Annotated in this window: 23 protein-coding genes, 1 pseudogene and 1 riboswitch; of the genes and pseudogenes, 8 read left to right on the plus strand and 16 right to left on the minus strand. The window is 59.9% G+C overall.

Features of this window, described 5'->3' with window-relative positions; translation table 11 throughout:
- Positions 1 to 2: 2 nt before the first annotated feature.
- Positions 3 to 860, minus strand: coding sequence for an alpha/beta fold hydrolase (locus IEV82_RS14895; protein ID WP_188482826.1), 858 nt, complete (start codon positions 858 to 860; stop codon positions 3 to 5).
- Positions 857 to 1,279 (minus strand): hypothetical protein, encoded by a 423-nt coding sequence (locus tag IEV82_RS14900; protein ID WP_373285237.1) that lies wholly within the window; start codon positions 1,277 to 1,279, stop codon positions 857 to 859. The genes IEV82_RS14895 and IEV82_RS14900 overlap by 4 nt, the downstream gene beginning before the upstream one ends.
- A 244-nt stretch (positions 1,280 to 1,523) precedes the next feature.
- Between IEV82_RS14900 and IEV82_RS14905 the strand changes: the two genes are divergently transcribed.
- Positions 1,524 to 2,399 (plus strand): dioxygenase family protein, encoded by an 876-nt coding sequence (locus IEV82_RS14905; RefSeq protein ID WP_188482927.1) that lies wholly within the window; start codon positions 1,524 to 1,526, stop codon positions 2,397 to 2,399.
- A 98-nt stretch (positions 2,400 to 2,497) separates the two neighbouring features.
- Positions 2,498 to 3,388 carry a LysR family transcriptional regulator gene (locus IEV82_RS14910; RefSeq protein WP_188482828.1) on the plus strand — a complete coding sequence of 297 codons (891 nt, stop codon included), beginning with the start codon at positions 2,498 to 2,500 and terminating at the stop codon, positions 3,386 to 3,388.
- A gap of 30 nt (positions 3,389 to 3,418) precedes the next feature.
- Here the strand turns inward: IEV82_RS14910 and IEV82_RS14915 are convergent, their stop codons facing one another.
- The 12 genes from IEV82_RS14915 to IEV82_RS14970 all read right to left on the minus strand — a co-directional run bounded on the left by IEV82_RS14915 (position 3,419) and on the right by IEV82_RS14970 (position 15,193).
- Positions 3,419 to 4,117, minus strand: a complete 699-nt coding sequence (locus IEV82_RS14915; RefSeq protein ID WP_188482829.1) for an ABC transporter ATP-binding protein — start codon at positions 4,115 to 4,117, stop codon at positions 3,419 to 3,421.
- Positions 4,110 to 4,853 carry an ABC transporter ATP-binding protein gene (locus tag IEV82_RS14920; protein WP_188482830.1) on the minus strand — a complete coding sequence of 248 codons (744 nt, stop codon included), beginning with the start codon at positions 4,851 to 4,853 and terminating at the stop codon, positions 4,110 to 4,112. Before IEV82_RS14920 ends, IEV82_RS14915 begins: the two co-directional genes overlap by 8 nt.
- Complete coding sequence (locus IEV82_RS14925) at positions 4,846 to 5,850, minus strand: branched-chain amino acid ABC transporter permease (RefSeq protein ID WP_188482831.1); 1,005 nt, start codon at positions 5,848 to 5,850, stop codon at positions 4,846 to 4,848. The genes IEV82_RS14920 and IEV82_RS14925 overlap by 8 nt, the downstream gene beginning before the upstream one ends.
- A gap of 4 nt (positions 5,851 to 5,854) precedes the next feature.
- Positions 5,855 to 6,724 carry a branched-chain amino acid ABC transporter permease gene (locus IEV82_RS14930; RefSeq protein WP_188482832.1) on the minus strand — a complete coding sequence of 290 codons (870 nt, stop codon included), beginning with the start codon at positions 6,722 to 6,724 and terminating at the stop codon, positions 5,855 to 5,857.
- 56 nt (positions 6,725 to 6,780) lie between these two features.
- On the minus strand, positions 6,781 to 7,953 hold the full coding sequence (locus tag IEV82_RS14935; protein ID WP_188482833.1) for an ABC transporter substrate-binding protein: 1,173 nt from the start codon (positions 7,951 to 7,953) through the stop codon (positions 6,781 to 6,783).
- 42 nt (positions 7,954 to 7,995) lie between these two features.
- Positions 7,996 to 8,775: a benzoate diol dehydrogenase BenD gene (gene benD, locus IEV82_RS14940; RefSeq protein ID WP_188482834.1), complete on the minus strand. Its 780-nt coding sequence runs from the start codon at positions 8,773 to 8,775 to the stop codon at positions 7,996 to 7,998.
- Positions 8,772 to 9,794: a benzoate 1,2-dioxygenase electron transfer component BenC gene (gene benC, locus IEV82_RS14945; RefSeq protein ID WP_188482835.1), complete on the minus strand. Its 1,023-nt coding sequence runs from the start codon at positions 9,792 to 9,794 to the stop codon at positions 8,772 to 8,774. The genes benD and benC overlap by 4 nt, the downstream gene beginning before the upstream one ends.
- Positions 9,795 to 9,863: 69 nt before the next feature.
- The gene (gene benB / locus IEV82_RS14950) at positions 9,864 to 10,391 is read right to left on the minus strand and encodes a benzoate 1,2-dioxygenase small subunit (RefSeq protein WP_188482836.1); all 528 of its coding nucleotides are present in this window, start codon (positions 10,389 to 10,391) and stop codon (positions 9,864 to 9,866) included.
- Positions 10,392 to 10,403: 12 nt separating this feature from the next.
- Positions 10,404 to 11,792 carry a benzoate 1,2-dioxygenase large subunit gene (gene benA, locus IEV82_RS14955; RefSeq protein ID WP_188482837.1) on the minus strand — a complete coding sequence of 463 codons (1,389 nt, stop codon included), beginning with the start codon at positions 11,790 to 11,792 and terminating at the stop codon, positions 10,404 to 10,406.
- 64 nt (positions 11,793 to 11,856) lie between these two features.
- Positions 11,857 to 13,005: a muconate cycloisomerase family protein gene (locus IEV82_RS14960; protein WP_308420445.1), complete on the minus strand. Its 1,149-nt coding sequence runs from the start codon at positions 13,003 to 13,005 to the stop codon at positions 11,857 to 11,859.
- A 185-nt stretch (positions 13,006 to 13,190) separates the two neighbouring features.
- Entirely contained in the window at positions 13,191 to 14,474 is a 1,284-nt protein-coding gene (locus IEV82_RS14965) for a D-amino acid dehydrogenase (RefSeq protein WP_188482839.1), read from the minus strand.
- Positions 14,475 to 14,574: 100 nt separating this feature from the next.
- Positions 14,575 to 14,660: riboswitch (glycine riboswitch) on the minus strand.
- Positions 14,661 to 14,710: 50 nt separating this feature from the next.
- On the minus strand, positions 14,711 to 15,193 hold the full coding sequence (locus IEV82_RS14970) for a MarR family winged helix-turn-helix transcriptional regulator (protein WP_188482840.1): 483 nt from the start codon (positions 15,191 to 15,193) through the stop codon (positions 14,711 to 14,713).
- A 153-nt stretch (positions 15,194 to 15,346) separates the two neighbouring features.
- On the opposite strand from IEV82_RS14970, the gene IEV82_RS14975 reads away from it, so the two are divergent.
- The 6 genes and pseudogenes from IEV82_RS14975 (at position 15,347) to IEV82_RS15000 (ending at position 20,822) form a co-directional block, all read left to right on the plus strand.
- Positions 15,347 to 16,537: an amidohydrolase gene (locus tag IEV82_RS14975; RefSeq protein WP_188482841.1), complete on the plus strand. Its 1,191-nt coding sequence runs from the start codon at positions 15,347 to 15,349 to the stop codon at positions 16,535 to 16,537.
- Between the two features lie 29 nt (positions 16,538 to 16,566).
- Positions 16,567 to 17,625: a TRAP transporter substrate-binding protein gene (locus IEV82_RS14980; protein ID WP_188482842.1), complete on the plus strand. Its 1,059-nt coding sequence runs from the start codon at positions 16,567 to 16,569 to the stop codon at positions 17,623 to 17,625.
- Between the two features lie 56 nt (positions 17,626 to 17,681).
- Positions 17,682 to 18,182: a TRAP transporter small permease gene (locus IEV82_RS14985; protein ID WP_188482843.1), complete on the plus strand. Its 501-nt coding sequence runs from the start codon at positions 17,682 to 17,684 to the stop codon at positions 18,180 to 18,182.
- On the plus strand, positions 18,179 to 19,471 hold the full coding sequence (locus IEV82_RS14990; RefSeq protein ID WP_188482844.1) for a TRAP transporter large permease: 1,293 nt from the start codon (positions 18,179 to 18,181) through the stop codon (positions 19,469 to 19,471). The genes IEV82_RS14985 and IEV82_RS14990 overlap by 4 nt, the downstream gene beginning before the upstream one ends.
- Positions 19,472 to 19,663: 192 nt before the next feature.
- A pseudogene (locus tag IEV82_RS14995) lies at positions 19,664 to 20,188 on the plus strand (type II toxin-antitoxin system HipA family toxin); the annotation flags it as partial.
- Between the two features lie 304 nt (positions 20,189 to 20,492).
- Positions 20,493 to 20,822 carry a M14 family metallopeptidase gene (locus IEV82_RS15000; RefSeq protein ID WP_229747840.1) on the plus strand — a complete coding sequence of 110 codons (330 nt, stop codon included), beginning with the start codon at positions 20,493 to 20,495 and terminating at the stop codon, positions 20,820 to 20,822.
- A gap of 336 nt (positions 20,823 to 21,158) precedes the next feature.
- Here IEV82_RS15000 and IEV82_RS15005 read toward each other — a convergent pair whose 3' ends face one another.
- Both IEV82_RS15005 and IEV82_RS15010 read right to left on the minus strand, forming a co-directional pair.
- Positions 21,159 to 21,314 carry a hypothetical protein gene (locus IEV82_RS15005; protein ID WP_188482933.1) on the minus strand — a complete coding sequence of 52 codons (156 nt, stop codon included), beginning with the start codon at positions 21,312 to 21,314 and terminating at the stop codon, positions 21,159 to 21,161.
- Positions 21,315 to 21,490: 176 nt separating this feature from the next.
- On the minus strand, positions 21,491 to 21,745 hold the full coding sequence (locus IEV82_RS15010; RefSeq protein ID WP_188482845.1) for a hypothetical protein: 255 nt from the start codon (positions 21,743 to 21,745) through the stop codon (positions 21,491 to 21,493).
- Between the last annotated feature and the right edge of the window lie 354 nt (positions 21,746 to 22,099).

Here is a 22,099-nt window from a genome sequence, read left to right on the forward strand (position 1 = left end):
GGTCATGCGGCCTTTGCTGCGGTGACGGGCATCCGCGCCAACGCGTCTGCAAAGAAAGGCCGGAAGCCGTCGGGATGTTCGCTCATCGGGAAATGGCCAAGCTCGTCCATCACGGCAAGCGTGGCACCGGGAATGGCATCAGCCGTCCGTTTCGCGTCTTCAGGCGTACAGGTCAGATCATAGGCCCCGACTATGATGTGCACCGGTGTCTTGCTTGTGTCGATGTTTGGCAACCGCGCGATCAGGCTGTCGTCCTTGGTGTAGAAACTCAGATCGCCCCGGAACACGCCGGGGCCGCTTTGCATGAACATCCACAGGGTGTTCCAACGCTCGGCATTTGGCGCATAGGGCGAGATATTGGCCGAAACCAGCGCCGCCCCCATCTCTCCGCCATGGGCGTCGGGGCGGTGGAACCAGTCGATATCGTACCACGCGGGCTGAAAATCAGATGCCTCGATGGCGATGAAGCCGCTGAACTTGTGGCCATGCAGCGCCGCGAGTTGCAGCGCGATCCGCCCGCCCATGGAGCACCCCGCCAAAACGGGACGATCCAGTCCAAGCCCGTCGATGACCGCCAGAACGGTCTCGATATAGGCCTCGGTGGTCAACAGATATTCTTCGGTCTCGAACCCTTCGGGCGGCAGGGATTTGCCGTGCCACGGCATGTCAAAGGCAATCAGGCGGTTCGAGGCGGTGATCTCGGCGTCATTCAGAAGGTGCCGCCACTGACGCGTGTCGGCGCCAGCAGTGTGCAGGCAGAGGACCGGACGCCCTTGGCCTGCTTCCTCGAAATAGACGCGGCGCGGGGTGCCTTGGACTGTGACGGTCAGGTAGCGACCCGTGATCGGTTCGATGCTCATGCGGCTACCTCCTCATTTGCGCGGGCAAGTCCCATGACCTCTTTGAAGAACCTCAGGTTCTTGACGAGGCTCAGGATGTCCCCGTCGATCCGGCCGCGCCCGATTTTCACCAGTCCAAAAATGTCGTGGAACCCCGGCTCGGGTCGTGCCTGCCAGAATTTCTCGAGCGCCTCGGCATCCGTGCGCAGGGCAAACCGCCAGGGGATCTTGCGACTGGGTCCTTCAGCAAGGTTGACAAGGTGGCCTTTGTCGAAGGTCAGGTAATATTCATGGCGATCCACTTGGATCAGAACCGTTTCCGCAAACAGGCGGCCAAGCCGCAACAAATGCGGTGTCGATTCCAGTGTGAATTGGATGTGCTTGAATGTCTCGATCACACGAGCCTCCCCTGCATTACTGTGATATCTCCCTGCTGCCATGAGTGTCCGTGCCTGGGCTATGCCACCTTTGGTATGAGGCAATACTCTTGGCGTGATGCAGCAATCCTGACCGCACGCGGCCCGCATGTTTTAAAGTCAAACCCCGTGAAGAGAGGACATGGTATCACCCGATACCGCTCGAGGCATTGGGCTGAGCGACAGTTTCGAGGAAGTCTGGCGGTCGATGGGGGACGGTGGAGCGCCCCTTGCAACAACCACAGACTGCCAGGAGGAGGATTTACCCATGGGCATCGTCAACCAAGATAACATCACCGACGTCGTGATCGCGAGCCTCGGCAAGCACGGTGACATCACCAACCGCGAGCGCGAAATCGCAACCGGCCTGATCACGCACCTGCACGCTTTCATCAAAGACGTGAAACTTCAGCACAGCGAATTTCTGGCCGCCTGCACCTACCTCGCGCGGGCCGGCAAGCTCTGCAATGAGAACCGCCAAGAGTTCATCCTGCTTGGAGACATTCTCGGCGTCGAAGTTCTGGTCGACATGATGACCAACCCGATTGAAGGCAACGAGAGCGAATCCACCGTGCTTGGCCCATTCTACCGCGAGAACCCGCCGGTTCTGCCCAAGGGGGCCTCGACCATCCAGAAGCATTTCGACAACGAGGAAACCGCTTATTTCGAAGGCTACATCAAGGACGATGCTGGCCGTGGCATCGCCGGTGTGATACTGGATGTGTGGGAAGACGCGCCGAACGGCATCTACGAGAATCTCGATCCAGATCAGCCGGAATACAATCTTCGCGGCCGGTTCGAGACCGACGAGAACGGCCATTATGCCTTCGTCGCCGTGCGCCCCGTGCCCTACCCTATCCCCGACGATGAAACCGCAGGCGAGCTGCTGCGCTTCATGGGTCATCACCCGAACCGTCCGGGCCACATGCACTTCATCATCTCCAAGGACGGCTACCGTCCGCTGATCAGCCAGATTTATGACGCCGACAGCGCATGGCTTGAAGAGGACAGCGTGTTCGCCGTCAAGGAAAGCCTGATCGGCAAGTTCAAACCGGCAGCCGCCGATCTGGGCACCGACCTGCATTTCGAGTTCGACTTCACACTCAAGGCGCAAGCCGCAGTTCAGGCTGTCGCGGCCGAGTGACCCTCTACGACCTCCCTGATGACTGGCCCCCCTCTTTTGGGGGGCTTTTTTTGTGTCGCGCGATCCCCTAGCCTGAGCTACCGGTGGAAGGGTTAAAGATGAATTTCAGACAATTGACCTATTTCATTGCCGTTGCGGAAGAAATGCACTTCGGCCGCGCGGCCGAACGGCTCGACATGGCGCAACCGCCGCTCAGCCGCCAGATCAAGCAGCTCGAGGAGGAACTTGGCGCAACGCTGTTCAATCGTGGGCGCAATGCGATCACACTGACGCAAGCGGGGGAACGGTTGCTGGAGCGGGGTAAAACAATCCTGTCGCAACTTGAGGATACACGTCTGGAGTTGCGCCGCCTGGGCCAGGGTGCAGAAGGACGCCTGCGGGTCGGCTTCGTGGGCTCGGCCACATTCGGAATCCTGCCCAACATCATCCGGTCGTACCGCGCAAATTACCCGGAGGTGAACCTTAGCCTCATTCCAATGAACAATGCTGACCTGCACCGGGCCCTGGTGTCGCGAGAGCTGGATGTGGTCTTCGCCCGCCCGACACTCAAGGATCCGGAATTCCTGTCAAAACATCTGGTTGAGGAGAAACTCATTCTCGCCCTGCCCGATATCGTCGACACCGGCGGGCGCACCGTTGCCAAACTGGAACGGCTGATGACGCACAACCTCATCCTCTATCCAGAGCGACCCAGACCCAGCTTTGCGGACATGGTTCTCAAGGCAGTCCATGATGCTGGTTTCGAGGCGCCGCTTCGCATCTGGTGCATGGATTTGCAAACGGCGCTCAGTCTGGTGGCTGTTGGTGAAGGGGTGTGCATCGTGCCTGAATCCGTCGCCAACGCGCCGCGCAAAGGCATGAAGTTTCTCAAGATCGACCCGGAAATCGCCCGGACAGAGCTGTCACTGAATTACCGCCTTGATGAGCAAGGCGTGCATGTGAAGAACTTTGTCACCATCGCCCAGAAGGTGGCACGCAAGATGTTCTAGGTGGATCGACCCGGAGTCCGGGCCGATCCGTCACACGCCAAGCCAGGTGTGCTGCGCGTCCTCGTCGGCTTTGATGTCATCGGCGCTGCCGGTCCAGACGACCTGACCCTTGCCGACCACCACCACGTCATCGGCAAGCGACGTGGCAAAGCCGAAATTCTGTTCGACAATGATCATCGACAGGCCTGCTTCCTTGAGGTCCTGCAACTTGTCATGGATCAACTTGACGATGATCGGGGCAAGCCCCTCGGTCGGTTCATCCAGGATCAGCAGCTTGGGATTCATCAACAAGCCCCGCGCTATGGCCAGCATCTGCTGTTCGCCGCCCGACAATTGCGTGCCGCCATTGTCCATGCGTTCCCCCAGACGCGGGAAGAGATCAAGCACCCGCTCCATCGTCCAGTCGGCCCCATCGCGGGAAAACCGTTTCGCCGCGATTTCAAGGTTCTCGCGTACGGTCAGCGACGGAAAGACGTCCCGCGTTTCCGGCACATAGGCGATGCCGCTTTTGGCGATATCAAAGGGCTGTGCGGCAATCCGTTTGCCCTCGAACAGGATTTCACCGGATTTGAGCGGCAAAAGCCCCATGATCGTCTTGAGCGTCGTCGATTTGCCTGCGCCGTTGCGGCCAAGGATGGCCAGCACCCGGCCCGCCTGTGCCTCGAGCGACAGGCCATATAGCACCTGCGTTTCGCCATAGCCGGATTCGATTGCATTCAGTTCAAGCATCTTCCCAGCTCCCCAGATAGATTTCCTTGAGCAGCTTCGATCCGCGTGCCGCGTCCGGCAGGCCATCGAAGACCACTTCGCCGTAGTTCAGGACAGTGATCGTGTCGGCCACGTCAAAGGCCAGATCCATGTCATGCTCGATGATCAGCATGGTCAGATCACGTGGCAGGTTGTTCAGAAGGTCGTGAAACCCCTTGGACATTTCCGGCCCGACCCCGCTGGTCGGTTCGTCCATCAGCAGCACCAAAGGCCGTGTGGCCAAGGCAACACCAACCTCCAGCTGACGCCGCACGCCGTAGCTGATTTCGGACACTTTCGCGTGGATGTAAGGCATCAGGTTCACCTGCTCGGCCACCTCGTCCACGATCTCGCGCACTTCGGGTTTGACAAGGCTGTCGGACCAAAGCTTGGTCGCGTTGCCGGTGTGAACGGCAGCAGCCAGTCCAAGGTTTTCCTCGACCGTCAGACCATCGAACAGCGTGTTCTTCTGGTAGCTGCGCGACAACCCGCAGCGGGCGCGTTTGGCGACCGGCAGCGCGGTGACGTCGGCGCCTGCCAGATGCACCGATCCGCTGTTCGGTGTCAGTTCTCCGACGAGCAGGTTGAACAGCGTCGTCTTGCCCGCCCCGTTCGGCCCAAGGATGACCCTACGTTCGCCGCGCTCGAGCTTCAGCGACACGTTGCGCGTGACGTGGACGGCGCCAAAGCTCTTGTCCAGATTGCGGGTCTCAAGCATCGGTCATTACCTCCTTAGGTTGGTGTTTGCCTGTGGCATCGGCAAGACGACGGTCGATCCGCGCGCCCCAGCGGGCCTCACACCAGCCAAAGATCCCGTTGGCGCGGCTCATGACGACGGCGATCAGGATGACGCCCACGACAAGGTGCCAATAGGTTGTGACCGCGCTCAATTCGTGTTTCAGCATGACAAAGGCCGCAGCCCCCACCAGCGGGCCGACAAGCGTACCCAGACCGCCAAGGATGACGACGACAAGCGCCTCACCGGATACAGTCCAGCTCAGCAATCCCGGCGAGATGTAAAGGATGTGCTGCGCCGCCAAAGCGCCCGCCAGACCCGCGATCATGCCGGACAGACCGAACACATCTGCCTTGACGCGCCACACTGTCAGACCAAGCGCGCGCATCCGCTGTTCGTTATGCATGACACCTGACAAGGACCGTCCCAGACCGGACCGCAGGATCAGGACCGACGCGCCATAGACCGCGCCCAGAATGGCAAGGCAGAACAGCGCAAAGCTCCGGCTGTCATTCAGGTCTACGCCGATGATGCTCAGATCAAGGCGCGAAATGCCGCCCAACCCGTCATCCCCGCCGAAGGCCGGCGCCTCGAACACATAGGAATAGGCCATCTGCCCAAAGGCCAAGGTCGCCATGATGAAATAGATGCCGTGGCTGCGCGAACAGATCGCGCCGATGACCCATGACGCGGCCCCGGTCAATGCAATGGCGCCCAGCATGGCCACGGATGGCGCGATGCCCACTTTGGTCGACAGCATCGCATAGGTATAGGCGCCCACCCCCATCAGCGCGCCATGGCAGAGCGACACCATGCCGCCAAAGCCTGCAACGATATCGAGCGCCAGAACAAGCATGGCAAGGATCAGGATCTCGGTCAGGATTTCCAGCCCGAAATACTCGGCAGTGAACGCCTGGAACAGCGCGGCCGAGGCCAGCAGAACCAGAACGGTATAGCGAAGTGCGGTATGACGAAACATGCGCTTATCCTTTCGCCGGGAAAAGGCCCACGGGCTTGATCACGAGGACCACAGCCAGCAAGGCATAGATGAGAACCGAGGCCAGTTGCGGGGCCAGCACCGCGCCGAAGGTCTGCACGACGCCATAGATCAGCGATCCAGCGACAGCCCCCTTGAGAGATCCAAGCCCGCCGATCACGATGACGATCAGGGTCGGGATCAGGATTTGCAGTCCCATATCCGGCGTCACGCTCAGAAGCGGCGCGGCAACTGCCCCCGCGAGACCTGCAAGCGCGCAGCCGACACAGAAGACGACGAAGAAAAGTCGTTCGACATTGATGCCAAGGCACGCCGCCATCGCATCATTGTCGACGCCGGCACGGATCATCGCGCCGATCTGGGTGCGGCCGAGCACGAAGGCCAGCGCAGCAAGGATCATAAGACCCAACGCGATGATGAACAGTCGGTACGTCGGGTATTCGACGCCCAGAAACGCCAGTCGGCCCTCCAGCAGCGCGGGCACTTCGATGGCCAGCGCAAGATCGCCCCAGAAGATGCGTGTCAGGTCAAGCATCACGAAGATCAGCCCGAAGGTGACCAGAACCTGCGCCATCGGGCCGGATTTGCGCATCCGCTTGATGAGGCCGGAATAGAGCAGGATGCCGACCCCAGCCACTGCGACAGGCGCCAGAAAGAAGCCCATCCAGTAACCGCCGACTGCCGCCAGGGAGGCTGCGAAATACGCACCGAGCGCATAGAGCGACCCATGTGCAAGATTGACGAAATGCATCAGCCCGAAGATGACCGTCAGGCCGATGGAAAGAAGAAACAGAAGCATGGACAATTGCAGCGCGTTCAATGCCTGAAGTGTCCAGAAGCCAAGATCATGTGCCATGGGTAGTCCTCCTCGGAATGAAAACCCGGCCCCCAGAGGGGGCCGGGTCAGCAGGATCAGTTGGAGACAGGCGCCATTTCGCAACCATTGACCGGATCAGCTTCGGCAGGAAGCTGGGCCAGAACCGTCTGCGTCAAGCTGTTTTCGCCCGCAACGGTCTCGTAGACATAGATTGGCTGCACGACGTTGTTCGTCGCCGGGTCGATCGACAGCGTGCCGCGCGGACCTTCGAACTTGACCTCCCGCAGCGCGGTTGCCAGCGATGCGCGATCCGAAGCACCGGTCTTCGTCGCTTCGATCAATGCACGGGCTGCATCATACCCCTGAACCGCAAATTCCGAAGGCACACGACCGTTTGCCGCCGTAAAGGCTTCAGTAAAGGTGGCGTTGGCCGGGGTGTCGATGGTCGGGACGTAATGCAGCGCGGTGATCACACCTTCCGCGGCTGGGCCTTGAGCATTCACATAAAGCTGCGATGTCAGGAAACCGGAGCCATAGAGCGGCAAGTCAGCCTTCAGGCCAAAGCTGTCATATTGCTTGACGAAGGAAATCGCTTCGCCCCCCGCGTAGAAGACGTAGACCGCATCCGCGCCGCTTGCCTTGGCTTGCGCAAGGTACGGACCAAAATCCTTCGTTTTCTGGAAGGGGGTGAACTCCTGTCCAACCACTTCGCCACCGGCAGCGGTAAAGCTTGCAGTGAAGGCGTCAATCATTTGGCGACCAGCAGCATAATCAGGGGCAAGCGTGTAGACCTTGCCAATGCCCTGCTCGTGCATCCAGCTGCCCATCGGGCGGTTGACCTGGCTGTTCGAGAAGGACATGCGCGTAATGAAGGGCGAACAATCAGCTCCGGTCGCTTCGTCATTGCCGGCATTGGCCACGATCAGCGGCACGCCTGCATCATGTACCATGTCGCGCACCGCGCCAAGCACGCCAGAACTGACGATACCGGCGATGACATCGACGTCATCTTGAAGGATCAGCTTCTTGGCCTTGCCAAGAGCGACCGGCGGTTTGACCTCGGTGTCTTCGCGGATGATTTCAAAGGTGGCGTCGGTCTCACCGGCGAACTGTTCAAGGGCGAGGTTGAAGCCCGCCTCGATCTCGTTGCCAAGGGCAGCATAGACGCCCGAGAACGGAAGCAGCAAACCGACTTTGATGTCTTCGGCAGCGGCAGGCATGGCAAAGCTGGTGGCGAGCCCGAGGGCCGCCAGGATTGCGCGTTTCATGTTTGGATCTCCTCCAGTTGGTTGATGACCCCTCCTCAGGGCCTAGCCTAGATCGCCCCCACCCACCGGCACGGTCACGCCGGTGATGTAGGAGGCTTCGTCCGACGCAAGGAACAGGATCGGTCGTGCCTGCTCGTCGAGCGTTCCGTAACGTTTCATGAGCGAGGACTGGATCGTCTGGTCGACGATGGTCTGGTACCAGTCTTGGCGTTGTTCTTCGGCCGCATTGGGGTTGCGCGGTGTGACACGCGGCGGGGCCTCGGTGCCGCCGGGGGCTGTGGCGACCACGCGAATGCCGCGTTCGGCCACTTCCCACGCCAGACTTGCCGTGATCGCGTTCACACCGCCCTTGGCCGCCGCGTAAGGCACCCGGTTCAGGCCCCGCGTGGCGATGGAGGACACGTTGACGATCACGCCGCTTTGGCGCGGCAGCATCCGTTCGATGGCAGCCCGACAGCAATAGAGCGTCGGAAAGAGCGACCGGCGCACCTCAGCGTCGATCTGCTTCGGCTCGTAATGCTCGAACGGTTTGGCCCAGATCGTGCCACCGACGTTGTTGATCAAGATGTCGATGCAGCCCCACATATCAACGGCCGTCTTCATCGCAGCTTCGCAGCCATCCCAGGTTTCAAGGTCGACAGACAGCGCGTCAGCCACACCACCCGTCGCGCGAATGGCACCGACAACCTCTTCCCGGGCATCAGAGCGATCCACGATCAGCACCTTTGCGCCTTCGGACGCGGCGCGTTCGGCCACGCGACGTCCGATACCCTGCGCGGCACCGGTCACCACCATCACCTTGTTTTCGAAGCGGCGGGTCATGCGGCTTCGGCCTTTTCTTCTGTCGGGTTGAATTTCTCGTAGTGGAAATTCGCAGGCTCAACGCCCAGCTTGGCGAAATGCACGCGCACCGCGTCCACCATCGGCGGCGGGCCGCACAGATAGACATCGCAATCGCCGTCGTTCAGGTCTTCGGCGGTGACGTGATCGGTGACAAAGCCCTTGCGGTCATGCGCGTCGTCTTCGGCGGCAAGGATGGTGATGACCGTGACATTGCCGATCTTTTCAGCCATCGCGTTCACGCGGTCCAATTCCACAAGATCAGCGGCGCGGGTCACGGCATAGTAAAGCGTGATCGGATGATCCGACCCCTGCTTGGTCACCTGTTCCAGCATCGACAGGAACGGGGCAAGGCCCGTGCCCCCGGCGAGCCAAAGCTGCGGGCGCTCTATGGGGCGCAGGTAGAACGCACCCATCGGGCCGGTGAGCGTCACCGCGTCGCCCGGTTGCGCCCGGTCACCGAGGTAGCTGCTCATCACGCCGCCGGGCAGGTTGCGGATGAGGAAAGTCGCCTCGTCAGTACCCGGCGCCGAGGAAAACGAATAAGAGCGATGCGCGCCGGTGCCCGGAACGGTGACGTTCACATACTGCCCGGGCAGAAAGCCCATTGGCTTGGAGAGCCTCACGCGCAGGCCGAAGGATGTCCCAGACAGACGATCCACACCCAGAACTGCACCGTCAATTGCCTCCGGTGCCGTCTTGCAGACCGCCGAAGATGCCGGAACCCGCAGCACGCAGTCGCTTTCGGGGATCATCTGGCAAGTGAGGACATAGCCCTGTTCGGCTTCCTCATCGCTCATGGACTCGTCCATGTAGAATTCCAGCTCGTATGCGCCTTTCTCGGCGAAACACTTGCAGGTGCCGCAGACGCCATCGCGGCAATCCATCGGGAGGTTGATCTTCTGGCGGAAGGCGGCATCTGTCACCTTCTCGTCGTCATCACACTGGATGACGCGGGTGACGCCATCTTCGAAATTCAGGGCGATATTGTAGGTCGTCATGGCATGCTCCTCCCTTGGCCGCGCACCTGACCCGGTGCGTGGAGGTTTCTTTGGTCCCTTGTCCTGGGATCAGATGTGGTAGACGTCGATCACGTGGTGAATGTGATCGTTCTTGAGAACCACCTTCTTGTCGGTGATCAGCGGCTTCGGACCGCTTGTGTCGATCGTGTAGAACGACGTGCCCCAATGCTGGTCGGTCTTGGCATAGCGATAGCTCAGCGTCTGCCAGTTGAAGCGCAGCTTGATCTCGTGGCCGTCACGGCTCAGCACTTCGATACCCGACAGATAGTGATTGGTGCGCGGTTCCGGCAACGACGTGGCCGAAGACCGGTCGGTCTTGATGCGGAACACGCGATCCTCGATCCCCTGCTTGTTCGGGTAGAACATCAGGGACATCTCGTTCTGCGGGTCTTCGGTCAGGGTGTCGTAATCGTCCCAGGCCGGCATCCAGAACGGGCAGTCCTTGTGATAGAAGGTCAGCCACGTGTCCCAGTCACGATCATCCAATGCGCGGGCCTCGGCGAAGAGGAAGGCCTGTAGTTGTTCGAAGCCCATCGTGGTTGCGGTTTCGGGGCGTTCAAGCGTTGCAATGGTCATTTTTGTTCCTCCTCATTCGGCCGCGACAGCGGCATTCGGGGCCGTTTCGCGTTCTTTGGCGATGGCGGCAGCCATGCGCTCGGACCAGTTGGTGTGCTGGATGACGAACAGGCCTTCATCCTCGGTGCGGGCACCGGACAGAACCGGGTTGATCCCCAGCGCCTTGGCATCCTCGTCCGGACCTTCAATCCACTGGGTCGCACCCCGTGTCAGGTCATTCCATTTGACGTGCGCCGCCCCTGCATAGCCGCGCTGGGTTGCCCGGAATTCCTCGGTGTCGTCCGGCGTCGCCATGCCGGAGGCGTTGAAGAAATCCTCGTACTGGCGGATGCGGCGCGCGCGGGCTTCCTGGCTCTCGCCTTTGGGGGCAATGCAGTAGATCGTCACTTCGGTCTGATCGACGCTGATCGGACGGAACACGCGGATCTGGCTCGAGAACTGGTCCATCAGGAACACGTTGGGGTAAAGGCAGAGGTTGCGCAGAACACCGACCATCCAATCGGCTTTGGTCTTGCCGTGCTGCTCGGTCCATTCCGCAAGGCGTGGATAGTTCGGGCGGTTGGTCGGGTCGGCCCATTCGGTCCAGAGCAGGATGTGACCGTTATCATAGGCATGGAAGCCACCACGCTGCTTGGCCCATTTTGAGGCATCCGTCGCCTTGATGTCGTCTTCCTTGCCATCATCGGTCCGGTGCGCCGTGGTGGCGACGTAGTTCCAGTGCACGGCGGACACGTGGTAGCCATCCGCGCCATTCTCGGCCTGGAGCTTCCAGTTGCCGTCATAGGTGTAGGTGGACGATCCGCGCAGCACTTCCAGCCCCTCGTCAGCCTGATCGACGATCATGTCGATCATGTGCTTCGCCTCGCCCAGATACTCCTCCAGCGGCTTCACATCGGCGCTCAGCGATCCGAACAGAAACCCACGGTAATTCTCGAACTTGGCAACCTTGGTCAGGTCGTGGCTGCCGTCCTTGTTGAACTGCTCGGGATACCCCGCACCTTTGGGGTCCTTCACCTTGAGCAGCTTGCCGGTGTTGGAAAACGTCCAGCCGTGGAACGGGCAGGTAAAGGTCTTCTGGTTGCGTCGCTTGAAGCGGCAGAGCTGCGCGCCGCGGTGCGAACAGGCGTTGACCAGCGCGTTCAGTTCACCATCCTTGTCGCGTGTGATGACAACAGGTGTGCGACCCATGGTCAGAGTGAAGTAATCGCCTGGGTTTGGGATCTGGCTTTCATGCGCCATGTAGATCCAGTTGCCTTCGAACACGTGCTTGATCTCGAGCTCGAACAGTTCTTCATCGGTAAAGATGTCCCGGCGGCACCGGAACACACCGTTTTCGGGATCGTCCTGAATGGCGCCGTCGACGCGGGCCTCGACTGCGTCGAGATGGGATTGGGTGAACATCGGTCGTCCTCCTCCTGACTACCGCAACTTTGCGTCACGGCTTGGTTTGATGTCGTGTCGCGGGTTATTCGCCAGCGACGGCTGTGATGGTTCTGCCGGTGTCACGGCGAAAGAATGCGATCTTGTCGGGGTCGAGCGCCGCACCGATGCCAACGCCTTTGGGGATCTGAACACAGAAATCGTGATAGGTGATCGGCTCCGCCAGAATGTCTTCGGTCAGCAGCAATGGGCCAAAGAACTCTGTGCCCCAGTCGAGTGTCTCGACAGTTGCGAAAAGTTGCAGCGCCGCAGCCGTGCCAAGCCCGGTTTCGAGCATTGTGCCCCCATAGAGGCCCAACCCGGCGGCTTCGGCGATGGCGACAACCTCAGACGCCCGCTTGAGGCCGCCCGATTGTGCCACTTTCACGGCGAACACATCTGCAGCGCGGGCCTTGGTCACGGCCAGCGCATCTTCCGGGCCGTTCAGTGCTTCGTCAGCCATCACGGCAATTTCGTAGCCGCTGGTCAATTCCGCCATCGCCCGGCGATAGCGCGCCGGAACCGGCTGTTCGACCAGCTCGCATCCAGCGTCCTGAAGCCCTTTCAGACCCCAGCGCGCCTCCTGCAGCGACCAGGCGGTATTCACATCGACCCGCACGCTGGCGGCATCGCCTACGGCCTGCTTGATCCGGGCGACATGCGCCACGTCATCGCGCACCGACCGCTTGCCGATCTTCAGTTTGAAGATGTTGTGGCGGCGGATGTCGATCATCTGCTGCGCTTCGGCGATGTCGGTTTCGGAGTTGCCAGACGCCAGTGTCCACGCAACCGGCAGCTTGTCATGCACGGCACCGCCGAACAGATGTGCCACGGACACGCCCAGCCGCTTGCCCAACCCGTCCCAAAGTGCGATTTCGACGGCGGTCTTGGCGATGCGGTTTCCCTTGACCAGCTTGTCGATCAGCTGGATCGCACCGTTCAGATTGTCCGCGTCCCGGCCCACCAGAGCAGGCGCGATATAGGTGTCGATGGCAGACTTGATGCCTTCGGGGCTTTCCGGCCCATAGCTCAGACCGCCGATTGTCGTGCCCTCGCCAATGCCGTCCGAGCCGTCGGAAAACCGGACGATGACCAGCACGGCAGTTTGCGTCCGCATTGTCGCCATGGAGAGCACATGTCCCCGGATGGTCGGAATATCGAGGATCATGGTTTCGATCTGGTCGATCTTGGTCACGGGGCTGTTCCACATCTTGCAATTTCGTTGAGATGCAGACTGCCCGTTGGAAGCAGTTCCTGTCGATGATGGCCCAGGTCTTGGGTGATACCCTGACGACGCACCACCGGTGTCGCCTGACAAAGAAAAAGGCGCCGCGAGCTGCGACGCCTTTTTTGCCAAGCGGTAAAATCCTGTTTTCAGGGTTATGCAGCCTTTGCTGCGCGCATCTCCGAAGGTTTGGGCATCGGGTGCACAGCTCCCCCGTTCACCACATGCGACGCGGTGACGGTGTCGCTCACCATCTCGGCCGTCACCGCAGAAAGGGTCCAGCCCAGATGCCCGTGTCCGGTGTTGTAGAACACGCGGTCCCGTACCCCCTGCCCGACCTTGGGCATCATATTCGGCATCATCGGGCGCAGTCCGGCCCACGGGATCGCATGTTCTGTGCTGACATCGGGGAAGAACCGTTCGCACCATTTGACCAGCGGACGGATCCGGTCATCGCGAATGTCGAGGTTGTAGCCATTGAATTCCGCCATGCCCGCGATGCGGAACCGGTCCTTGCCAAGACGGCTTGTCACAACTTTGGCCTCGTCATCCAGCAGGCTGATCCAGGGGGCGGCGCGTTGGCTGACTTCGTCGTCGAGGCGCACCGTGATCGAATAGCCCTTGACCGGATAGACATTCACCCGGTCACCCAGCTGCGCGCCGATCCGGCGGCTTTCCACACCTGCACAAACGACAATCGCGTCAAAGGTCTCGATCTGGCATTCGTTGTTGCGGCTCCACGTGATGCGCAAACCGTCCTGATCGACGCGGAGCGCCTCGACATCCGTTCCGAAACGCAAGATAGCGCCTCCAGCTTCAATGGATTTGGCAAGCCCCGTTGTGTAGCGGTGAATGTCGCCAGTGAAATCGCTTTCGGTGTAGTACCCACCGTAAAACTTCCCCCGCAGCGCAGGTTCGATCGCGCGCACCTCATCTGGGGACACGGCGCGGCGGTGCAACCCACCTTCTTTCAAGAGAGCGTTGACCTCGGTGGCGTGATCGAACTCGGCCTTGTTGGTATGGATATGCAGGATGCCCCGGTTCTCGCAGTCGAAATCAAACCCGTGCCGTTCCGCCTTTTCGCGCAGCAGACCGCGCGCGGCGATGGCCATGCGCGTTGTCTCGATGGTGTTTGCGCGGTATTGCGGGATCGACGCCACGAATTCGGCCATCCAGCTGTATTTATGCCAGCTTGGCTTGGGATTGACGAGCAAGGGCGCGCCCCGTGTCATCATCCACTTCATGCCTTTGAACACCGTGGCCCAGCGGTTCCACGTTTCGGCATTGGACGCGGACAATTGCCCGCCATTGGCAAAGGATGTCTGCATCGCTGCATAACGGTTGCGGTCGAACAAAGTGACGTCATAGCCCCGATCCATCAAGCTAGACGCAGTGGTCACGTCGGTGATTCCGGCGCCGAGTACGGCAATTCTGGTCATGGTATCCTCCCGCGACCCAAGGTTTCGTCCTGCCGGATGACAGGACCAATCCCCTCTGTCGCGAACTTCGAACCGGGTCCGCAGTGCACTTCAGATCGCCGCGCTGGTCACAGTCCTTTTGCCTGAGAGGTTCCGGGGGGTTGCTCCTTCGGCGCCGAGATGATCGGCCTCTCCTGTGTCAACTGGGTAGGCTGCCTAAAGGGCTATGAAGATTTCAATCTCACGTCAAGACTATTTTAGTGTGCATCTTTATTCGCTTCTTGATCAAGAGCCTGTTTGTAGTCTTCCGACGTGACCCAACTGCCCAGACGCTCCAGAATTTCGTTGAAAGCCCTTAGTTCCTGCGCCGATAGTGGATCGGTCAGGATGACCTCCAGCCTGTCCGACAAACGCCGCGCCACCTGGCGCACCTCCTTGCCCCTCGCGGTTGTGAAGAGCAGGAACACCCGCGCATCCTCGGTAGAGTTTTCGCGGGTGATCAGCCCAGACCCGATCAGGTTCTGAAGAATTCGCGACGTCAAACTGCGTTCAAAACCAGTTATTTTCGCTATTTCTGCAAAGGTTGTCCCCGGCGTGTCGTCGATCAGGCGCAAAACGCGCAGGTCCCGGATGTGGCACCCTGTTTCCCGAAAGAAGATTGCGTCATTCACGGTGATCGCCTGCTGCGCCACGATGTTGAGCTTGTAGGTCAACCGCTCGTTCTTGAAGGTTTTGTCCATCTGCTCCTCGTCATGTTCGGGAAGGCCCATACCGAAAAGGTATCACCTGTTACCTAAATCCTGGCAAGAAACAGTCTTAACAAACAACCATTCCGAGGTACAAGCATCAAACCAAGATAATCTTACAATACAACTAAATGGGATGTTACCGGAATGTTTGCCAAATGGTACAATTCACATCGCATGACGTCCCATGCCTGGCTGCACTCTCTGCACCGGCATCCGGAGATCGGTTTCGAAGAAACCCGCACCGCCGCCTTTGTCGCCGAACGGCTGACCGGGTTCGGGTACGACGTGGCAACCGGAATCGGTGGCACGGGTGTCATCGGCACGCTGCACGGTCCCGCCGCATCCAGGAACGCCCCGGGCCGCATTGTCGCATTTCGCGCCGAACTCGATGCGCTGCCGATGCAAGAGGCGACCACGCTGCCCTATGCCTCGAAGGACGCGACGCGGTTTCACGGCTGCGGGCATGACGGGCACATGGTGACCGCGCTGACCGCGGCCGCGTATCTGGCGGACCACCGCGATTTCGACGGCACGGTCCGGTTCGTCTTTCAGCCCGCCGAAGAGCTGCTGACCGGAGCGCGCGCCATGCTGGCCGATGGCCTGTTCGACCGCTTCCCCTGCGACGAGATTTATGCCCTGCACACTTCCCCCGACCTGCCGACCGGTCAGGTTGGCGTACCATCAACCACCGCGCTGTCTTCAGCCGACAACATCGACATCACCATTCGCGCCAATGGCGCACATGGATCCATGCCCCACACGGGCGAGGATGCCGTCGTCGCTGCGGCGCACCTGATCACATCCGTGCAGCAAGCCGCCTCACGGCTGGTCGATGCACGCGACGCCGGGGTGATTTCCTTTGGCCTTCTGCATGGCGGAACCGCGCGCAACATCCTGCCCGACACCGTACGGATCGAAGGCACGATGCGGACAACTGCCAACACAGTGCATGACCGGCTGACCAACCTGTTGCAGGACGCGGCACGCGCCAGCGAACTGCTCTTCGGCGTGCTGATCGACATCGACATCGAGAAAGTCGCGCCTGTCACGCTGAACGATCCGGCCTGCGTCACCGCCACCGTATCTGCCGCCACACGTGTTGTCGGTTCAGACCGCGTGACCGAAAACGCCCGCAGCCTGATGGCGTCCGAGGATTTCGCGGAACTCTCGGCCCGCGTGCCGGGCGCCTATTTCTTCATCGGGCAGGATGGCCCTGCCCCGCATCACCCTGAATTCGTCTTCGACACGGACATCATCCCGGTCGGAGCCGCCATCTTTGCCGATCTGGCAAAGCACCGCACGAGCCGCGCGCTCAATGCTCATCACCTGACCTGACTTCAGACATCATCCAAGGGAGGATACCCATGTCGTTCTGTTCCACCACAGCACTCAGAGGCGCCGTTGCCGCCAGCGCCCTGATCGCCGCCTCTGCCCAGCTTGCCAGCGCCGAGATGCTGACCCTGTCGTCCTGGGTTCCGCCAACCCATTTCTTGCACACAGATTTCCTTGTCCCGTTCACCGAAAAGGTTGCCGAGGTCACCGAAGGCCGCGTGACCGTCACCATCCTTCCCGCCCCGCTTGCCAGCCCGCCCCAGCATTGGGAACTGGCGCGCAATGGCGTGGCCGACATCACATGGGGCAACTTCACCTATGAGCCCGAGCGTTTCGTGTCGCTTTGGTTCGCCGAATTCCCCAACGCTGGCACCCATGCCGAGGCACAAAGCGTGGCACTGCGGCAGACCTTTGACACCTATCTCGCGAACAACGCAGCCTTTGAGGGCGTCAAGATGCTGGGCGTCGGCATGTTTGGCGGTGGCCAGCTGCATCACGGGTCCAAAGCCGTCACCACACCCGAGGACATGGCCAACACCAAGTTCCGCATGGGCGGCCCGATCCAGGAAAAACTGCTTTCGTCGCTCGGCGCGGTTCCAGTCGCGGCTCCTGCCACCAAGGCTTACGAGATGCTGGAAAGCGGCGTCATCGACGGATCGCTCCATACGATGGAGTCGGTGGTCAACTTCCGTCTCGAAGAGAGCCTGAAGCATCACACGATTTTCCCGAACGGCTTCTACGACGCGACCTTCTTCGTGGTGATGAATGGAGCCAAGTGGGATAGCCTGAGCGACGAGGATCAGGCCGCGATCGAAAGCATCAGCGGTGAGGCCCTGTCAGCCGCTTGGGGCCGCAACTTCGATGCGCAAAACCCGGCTGCCGTCGAAAGACTTAGCGCTGCCGGTCACGAGATCGTCGAAGCCTCGCCCGAATTGATCGTGGCCGTCGATGTCATCTATGGCGACATGGTGGGCGACTGGATCGACGCGGCCAAGGCGGCGGGCGTCGCAGACCCGCAGGCCATGCTCGACTTCTACGGCGAAACCTACCGGACGCTTGCTGCGCAATCCGCTGCACCCGTGTCTCAGTAAGCAGCTTTGCGGGGGTCAGCATCTGGCCCCCGCAGTTTCAGGGGAGGAGACCCATAATGCTGCCTTTGGCATGGAAAATCCGCCGTGGCGTGGAAACGGTGATGGCACTGTTCCTGCTTGCCATGGTGGCGCTGACATTTGCAGACGTCATCGGACGGCGTCTGGTTGGAAAGCCGATCTACGGCGCAAATGACATCACAGAACACCTCATGGCCCTTGTGGTCTTTGCCGGTCTACCGCTGGTCACGGCCGCAGGAGCACATCTGACCATCGACCTGCTGGACAAGCTGGTGAGCCAGCCATGGATGGCGTGGTGGCGGGTTTTGGCTTCGGTTCTGGTAACCCTGGTTCTGGCCGTCATAGCGTGGCTGTTCATCAAACACGGGTTGAACGCGTCGCGGATTTCAGAGGTGAGCCAGGCGCTTCGCCTGCCCCGCGCCCCCCTTTATTTCGTCATGGCGCTGAGCTGTGCCCTGTCGGCACTGGCGGCCCTGATCGTCACCCTCACCGGCCCGATGATCGACCCCGAAGACACCCACGAGGAGGAAGCGCTATGATCGTCGGGTCAATCGCCATGATTTCGGCAATTCTACTGGCCTTTCTGCGCGTCCCGCTGGCCTTTTCGCTGCTGGCCGTCTCGGTTGCAGGCATCGGGTTCGCGATCAACTGGAACATCGCATTGCAACTGTTGCCGCTGACGATTTCCGATGCGGTGCTGTCCTATGATCTGGCCGTGGTGCCGATGTTCATCCTGATGGGTAACGTGATTTCCAAGACCGGAATCGCGCATGATCTTTTCCGCGCGGCCTATGCGTTTGTCGGCCATGTCCGGGGCGGGTTGGCACTGTCCACGATGGTGGCCTGTTCCGGCTTTTCGGCGGTCTGCGGATCGAGCTACGCCACAGCCGCGACAATGGCCAAGGTCGCCTATCCCAGCATGAAGAAATACAACTACTCCGACGAACTGGCGTCGGGGACCATCGCGGCGGGCGGTACGCTTGGGATACTGATCCCGCCGTCGATCATCATGGTGGTCTACGGCATCCTGAACCAGACGAATATCGGCGATCTTTTCATTGCGGGAGTCATTCCGGGCCTTTTGGGCCTTGCCTTTTACATGATTGCGATCCGTATCATCGCGACCCGAAAACCCGAACATGCGCCGAAAGGAGAGCTGACGGCGTGGCCCGAACGGGTGAAAGCGCTGTCAGGCATCTGGCCCTTCGTGCTGCTCTTTGGACTGATCATCGGAGGGCTCTATGCCAAGCTCTTTACTCCGACCGAAGCGGCGGGAATGGGTGCGGGCCTTGCGATCCTGATCGCGACGCTCCACGGGCGCCTGACCTGGAAAGGCTTGCGCAGCGTGATCATCGACACAGCTTATACCTCCATTTCCCTTTACTCGGTTCTGTTCGGCGCACTGATGCTGTCCAAGCTGCTGACGCTGTCGGGGCTTGCGACAGGGGTTCTGGCGCTGGTGCAAGCCACCGGCCTTGAGGGCTATGCCCTGATCTTTGCGATCATGCTGGTGTTTCTGGTGCTCGGCTGCGTCATGGATTCGATGGCGATCATCCTGATCTTCGTACCCCTCTTTGCCCCCATCGTTGTTGCGCAGGGGTTCGATCTGGTCTGGTTCGGCATCATCGTGATCGTCGTGACCGAGATTGCGCTGGTGACACCTCCTGTGGGTATGAACGTGTTTGTGTTGAAGGCCGTTCTGCCTGACGTGCCAGTGATCCGGATCTTCAAGGGCTTGGTGCCGTTCATCACAGTCGACGTCGTGCGGCTTGCATTGCTGGTTGCGTTTCCTGCGATCACCCTTTGGCTAGGCTCGACGGTCAATTAGCGAACCGTAACCAAGGCCGTTTCATCTCTTGGTCAGAGGCAAAATGCTTTCTCCAAGGCGGCCTGTTCAAACCGAGGCAAACAGAGAAGACCACCTATAACCGCGCATCTGGTCGATCCGAGCCTGTCAAGTGAAACAATCCCGCGCATGGAGCGTTGAAACCAGTCATTCACGCAATGGCAAGAGGAAGAAGCCTACGCGAGGATGGCGCGGGCGGCCGGTATTGCCATGCCCTGGGCCATGGTACTGCGCTCCAGGCGCGGCGATACTTTCTTTGCCGTTGAGCGATTCGACCGCCGCGGCGCAGAACGGGTGCATATGCACACTGCCGCACACCTGCTCGACCTCGACTTCCGCCAACCGTCCATCGACAACGAGAACCTCCTGAAGCTGGTGCGCTGGACCACCCGGCACGCTGAAGACCAAGACGAAATGTTCCGCAGGATGACCTTCAACGTCCTCACCCACAACCGGGATGATCATCTGAAGAACCATTCCTTCCTGATGGACGCTGAGGGCAGTTGGAGCTTGTCGCCAGCCTACGACGTCAGCTTCTCCGACGGTCCCGGCGGCGAGCACCATCTCGCGATCGCCGGAGAGGGGCGCCGGCGTTCCATCCGGTCGCCGCACATGCATTTGCCGAACGCGCTTTTCTATCCCGCAGCATTTGCGGAAAATGCTTTCGGGCCAGCACGCCCCGTGTCACCGATGCCATGAGGGTCCCGCTCCACTGCTGGATGGGAACCCTCATCCGAAAAGTTTGCTCGAAGGGACGCGGTCGCGGACCGCCAGAAAAGCAAACTCCAACGACTCCTTTCGACGCGCACCATGGACGGCGCACCCCACAGACGGAATGCGTCACGGCGATGTCGCTTTCTTTGGTAGATAAGCCAGTTCGATTTGGTGGCCGACAGAATTTCAACCGCGCCTTTCCCCAGTCGGCGCCGAGGAGAACACAACCCAGCCTGCCAACCAACGACTGAAGTCAACGCGTCTTGCGCTCGCGAGCAAGGCGGACATCGTGCTTGACCTGCACTGTGATCACGACGGGTCGCGCTACCTCTATCTCCATGAACGTCTGCTTGACGCCGGACGCCAGCTGGCCCAGGCCTTGCACGCGGCCGCAATCCTGACCGACGCTGGCACCGACCCGTTTTCTTTCGTTCTGAAAGTCGACGAGCGCTGGACAGAGGAATGTCTTGAGAACGACACCCGCTTTTCCGCGACCGTGGAAATGCGCGGCATGATCGACGTGACAGCCGACCTGGCAGAACATGATGCCCAAGCGCTTTATCGGTATCTCGTTGATATTGGGACGGTACGCGACTCATTCGCGCGCGCCTGCGAATGAGCAAATTGTTGGCGACATCGACGCAGCAGAGTTCATTCTGACACCTGCACCGGGGGCCCTGTTGCTGGACGCCGAAATTGGCGAATGGGTGACGCCCTGCTCGTTGCAAAGAAGATCGCAACCCTCATTCTGACAACTGACCAGGCTCACGGCGCCGGAGGTCACTTTGATGGTTTTGGAAACCAGCGGTTCGCGGGCTGCTTGGTTGGCAACTCCGCTCTGAATCCCCGCACACGACACTTCCGCCCGGGAGGCAGCTTAGCCACGTCATGCATGACGACGGCACGAACCCGGGCGGGTAATTTTTAAATCGAGATAGTGCGCTTCGTTTTCCGCTCAGCCTTGCTTTTGCGCCTTGGCCCAGTGATTGCTTCTCGCGCAAAGCGTTGACCGCTTGTGCGACGGGTCTTCCTTCAGCTTTTCAGTTGCGCGGGCTGCAATGTAGGCGAAGACCGTGACAAACCCGAGTGTTCCAAAGGCGAGCACTGTCATTAACGTTCCCATATCAAACTCCATTAGTGTCTATGTTGCTGCTTATGGTTCTGATACGCTGGGAGGTGCCTAGTGGATCGAAATTGTCTTGCAATTTCAATAGTATGCAAAGGTATGCCGGGAAAAGCTCGGTTAATTCATAAGCTTGGACATGCTGTGTCAAGCTGACGCACGCTCTAGTGGAACAGCACAATCACCGCAAAGAAATAAACCCCGAGACCCAGCCATCCAAAGCTTGCCGCGAAGAGGGCCAGTCCGAAAATGGCCGCCATAGTCAGGGCGATTTCAGCGAAGCTTCGGCGCTTTGACTGACATTGCAGGCGCTCCAGCTCACCTTGGAGATCGCGGCGAAACAGACGCGAAAAAATATAGGACGTCACCAGAAAGAGCGTCTTCTCGATGGTCTCAATATTGGGCCTGAGCGTATTCATGAGCTGAGGTTAGCAATTTCTGTTCAAAGCTCCAACGTGATAATGACTAACATGGATCGGGTTCGGGTTCGGGCCCTTTGCAGAGACGCCCATCAGGCGAACGTGTTGCAGCGACAAGCGGTGCGATATCTGGTTGTTATGTATCTTGTTCTTATCTCGGTTGAGTTTGCACGAAGCGGCTGATGCGGCGGTTGCTCGATGCGTTTAATCCAACATTCCCAAAGTTGCGTACCGTTTGATCGCAGGGTGGACGAACAAGGCCAAGTCATCGACCAGTTCTTGTCTTGGGCTGTGTCTTCAGCATGGGAAATAGGATCGATCGGTCGGATGTGGCCGTGTGTTCGAAACTTGTGG

This window comes from Marivita lacus, from assembly GCF_014637725.1.
Classification (GTDB): domain Bacteria; phylum Pseudomonadota; class Alphaproteobacteria; order Rhodobacterales; family Rhodobacteraceae; genus Marivita; species Marivita lacus.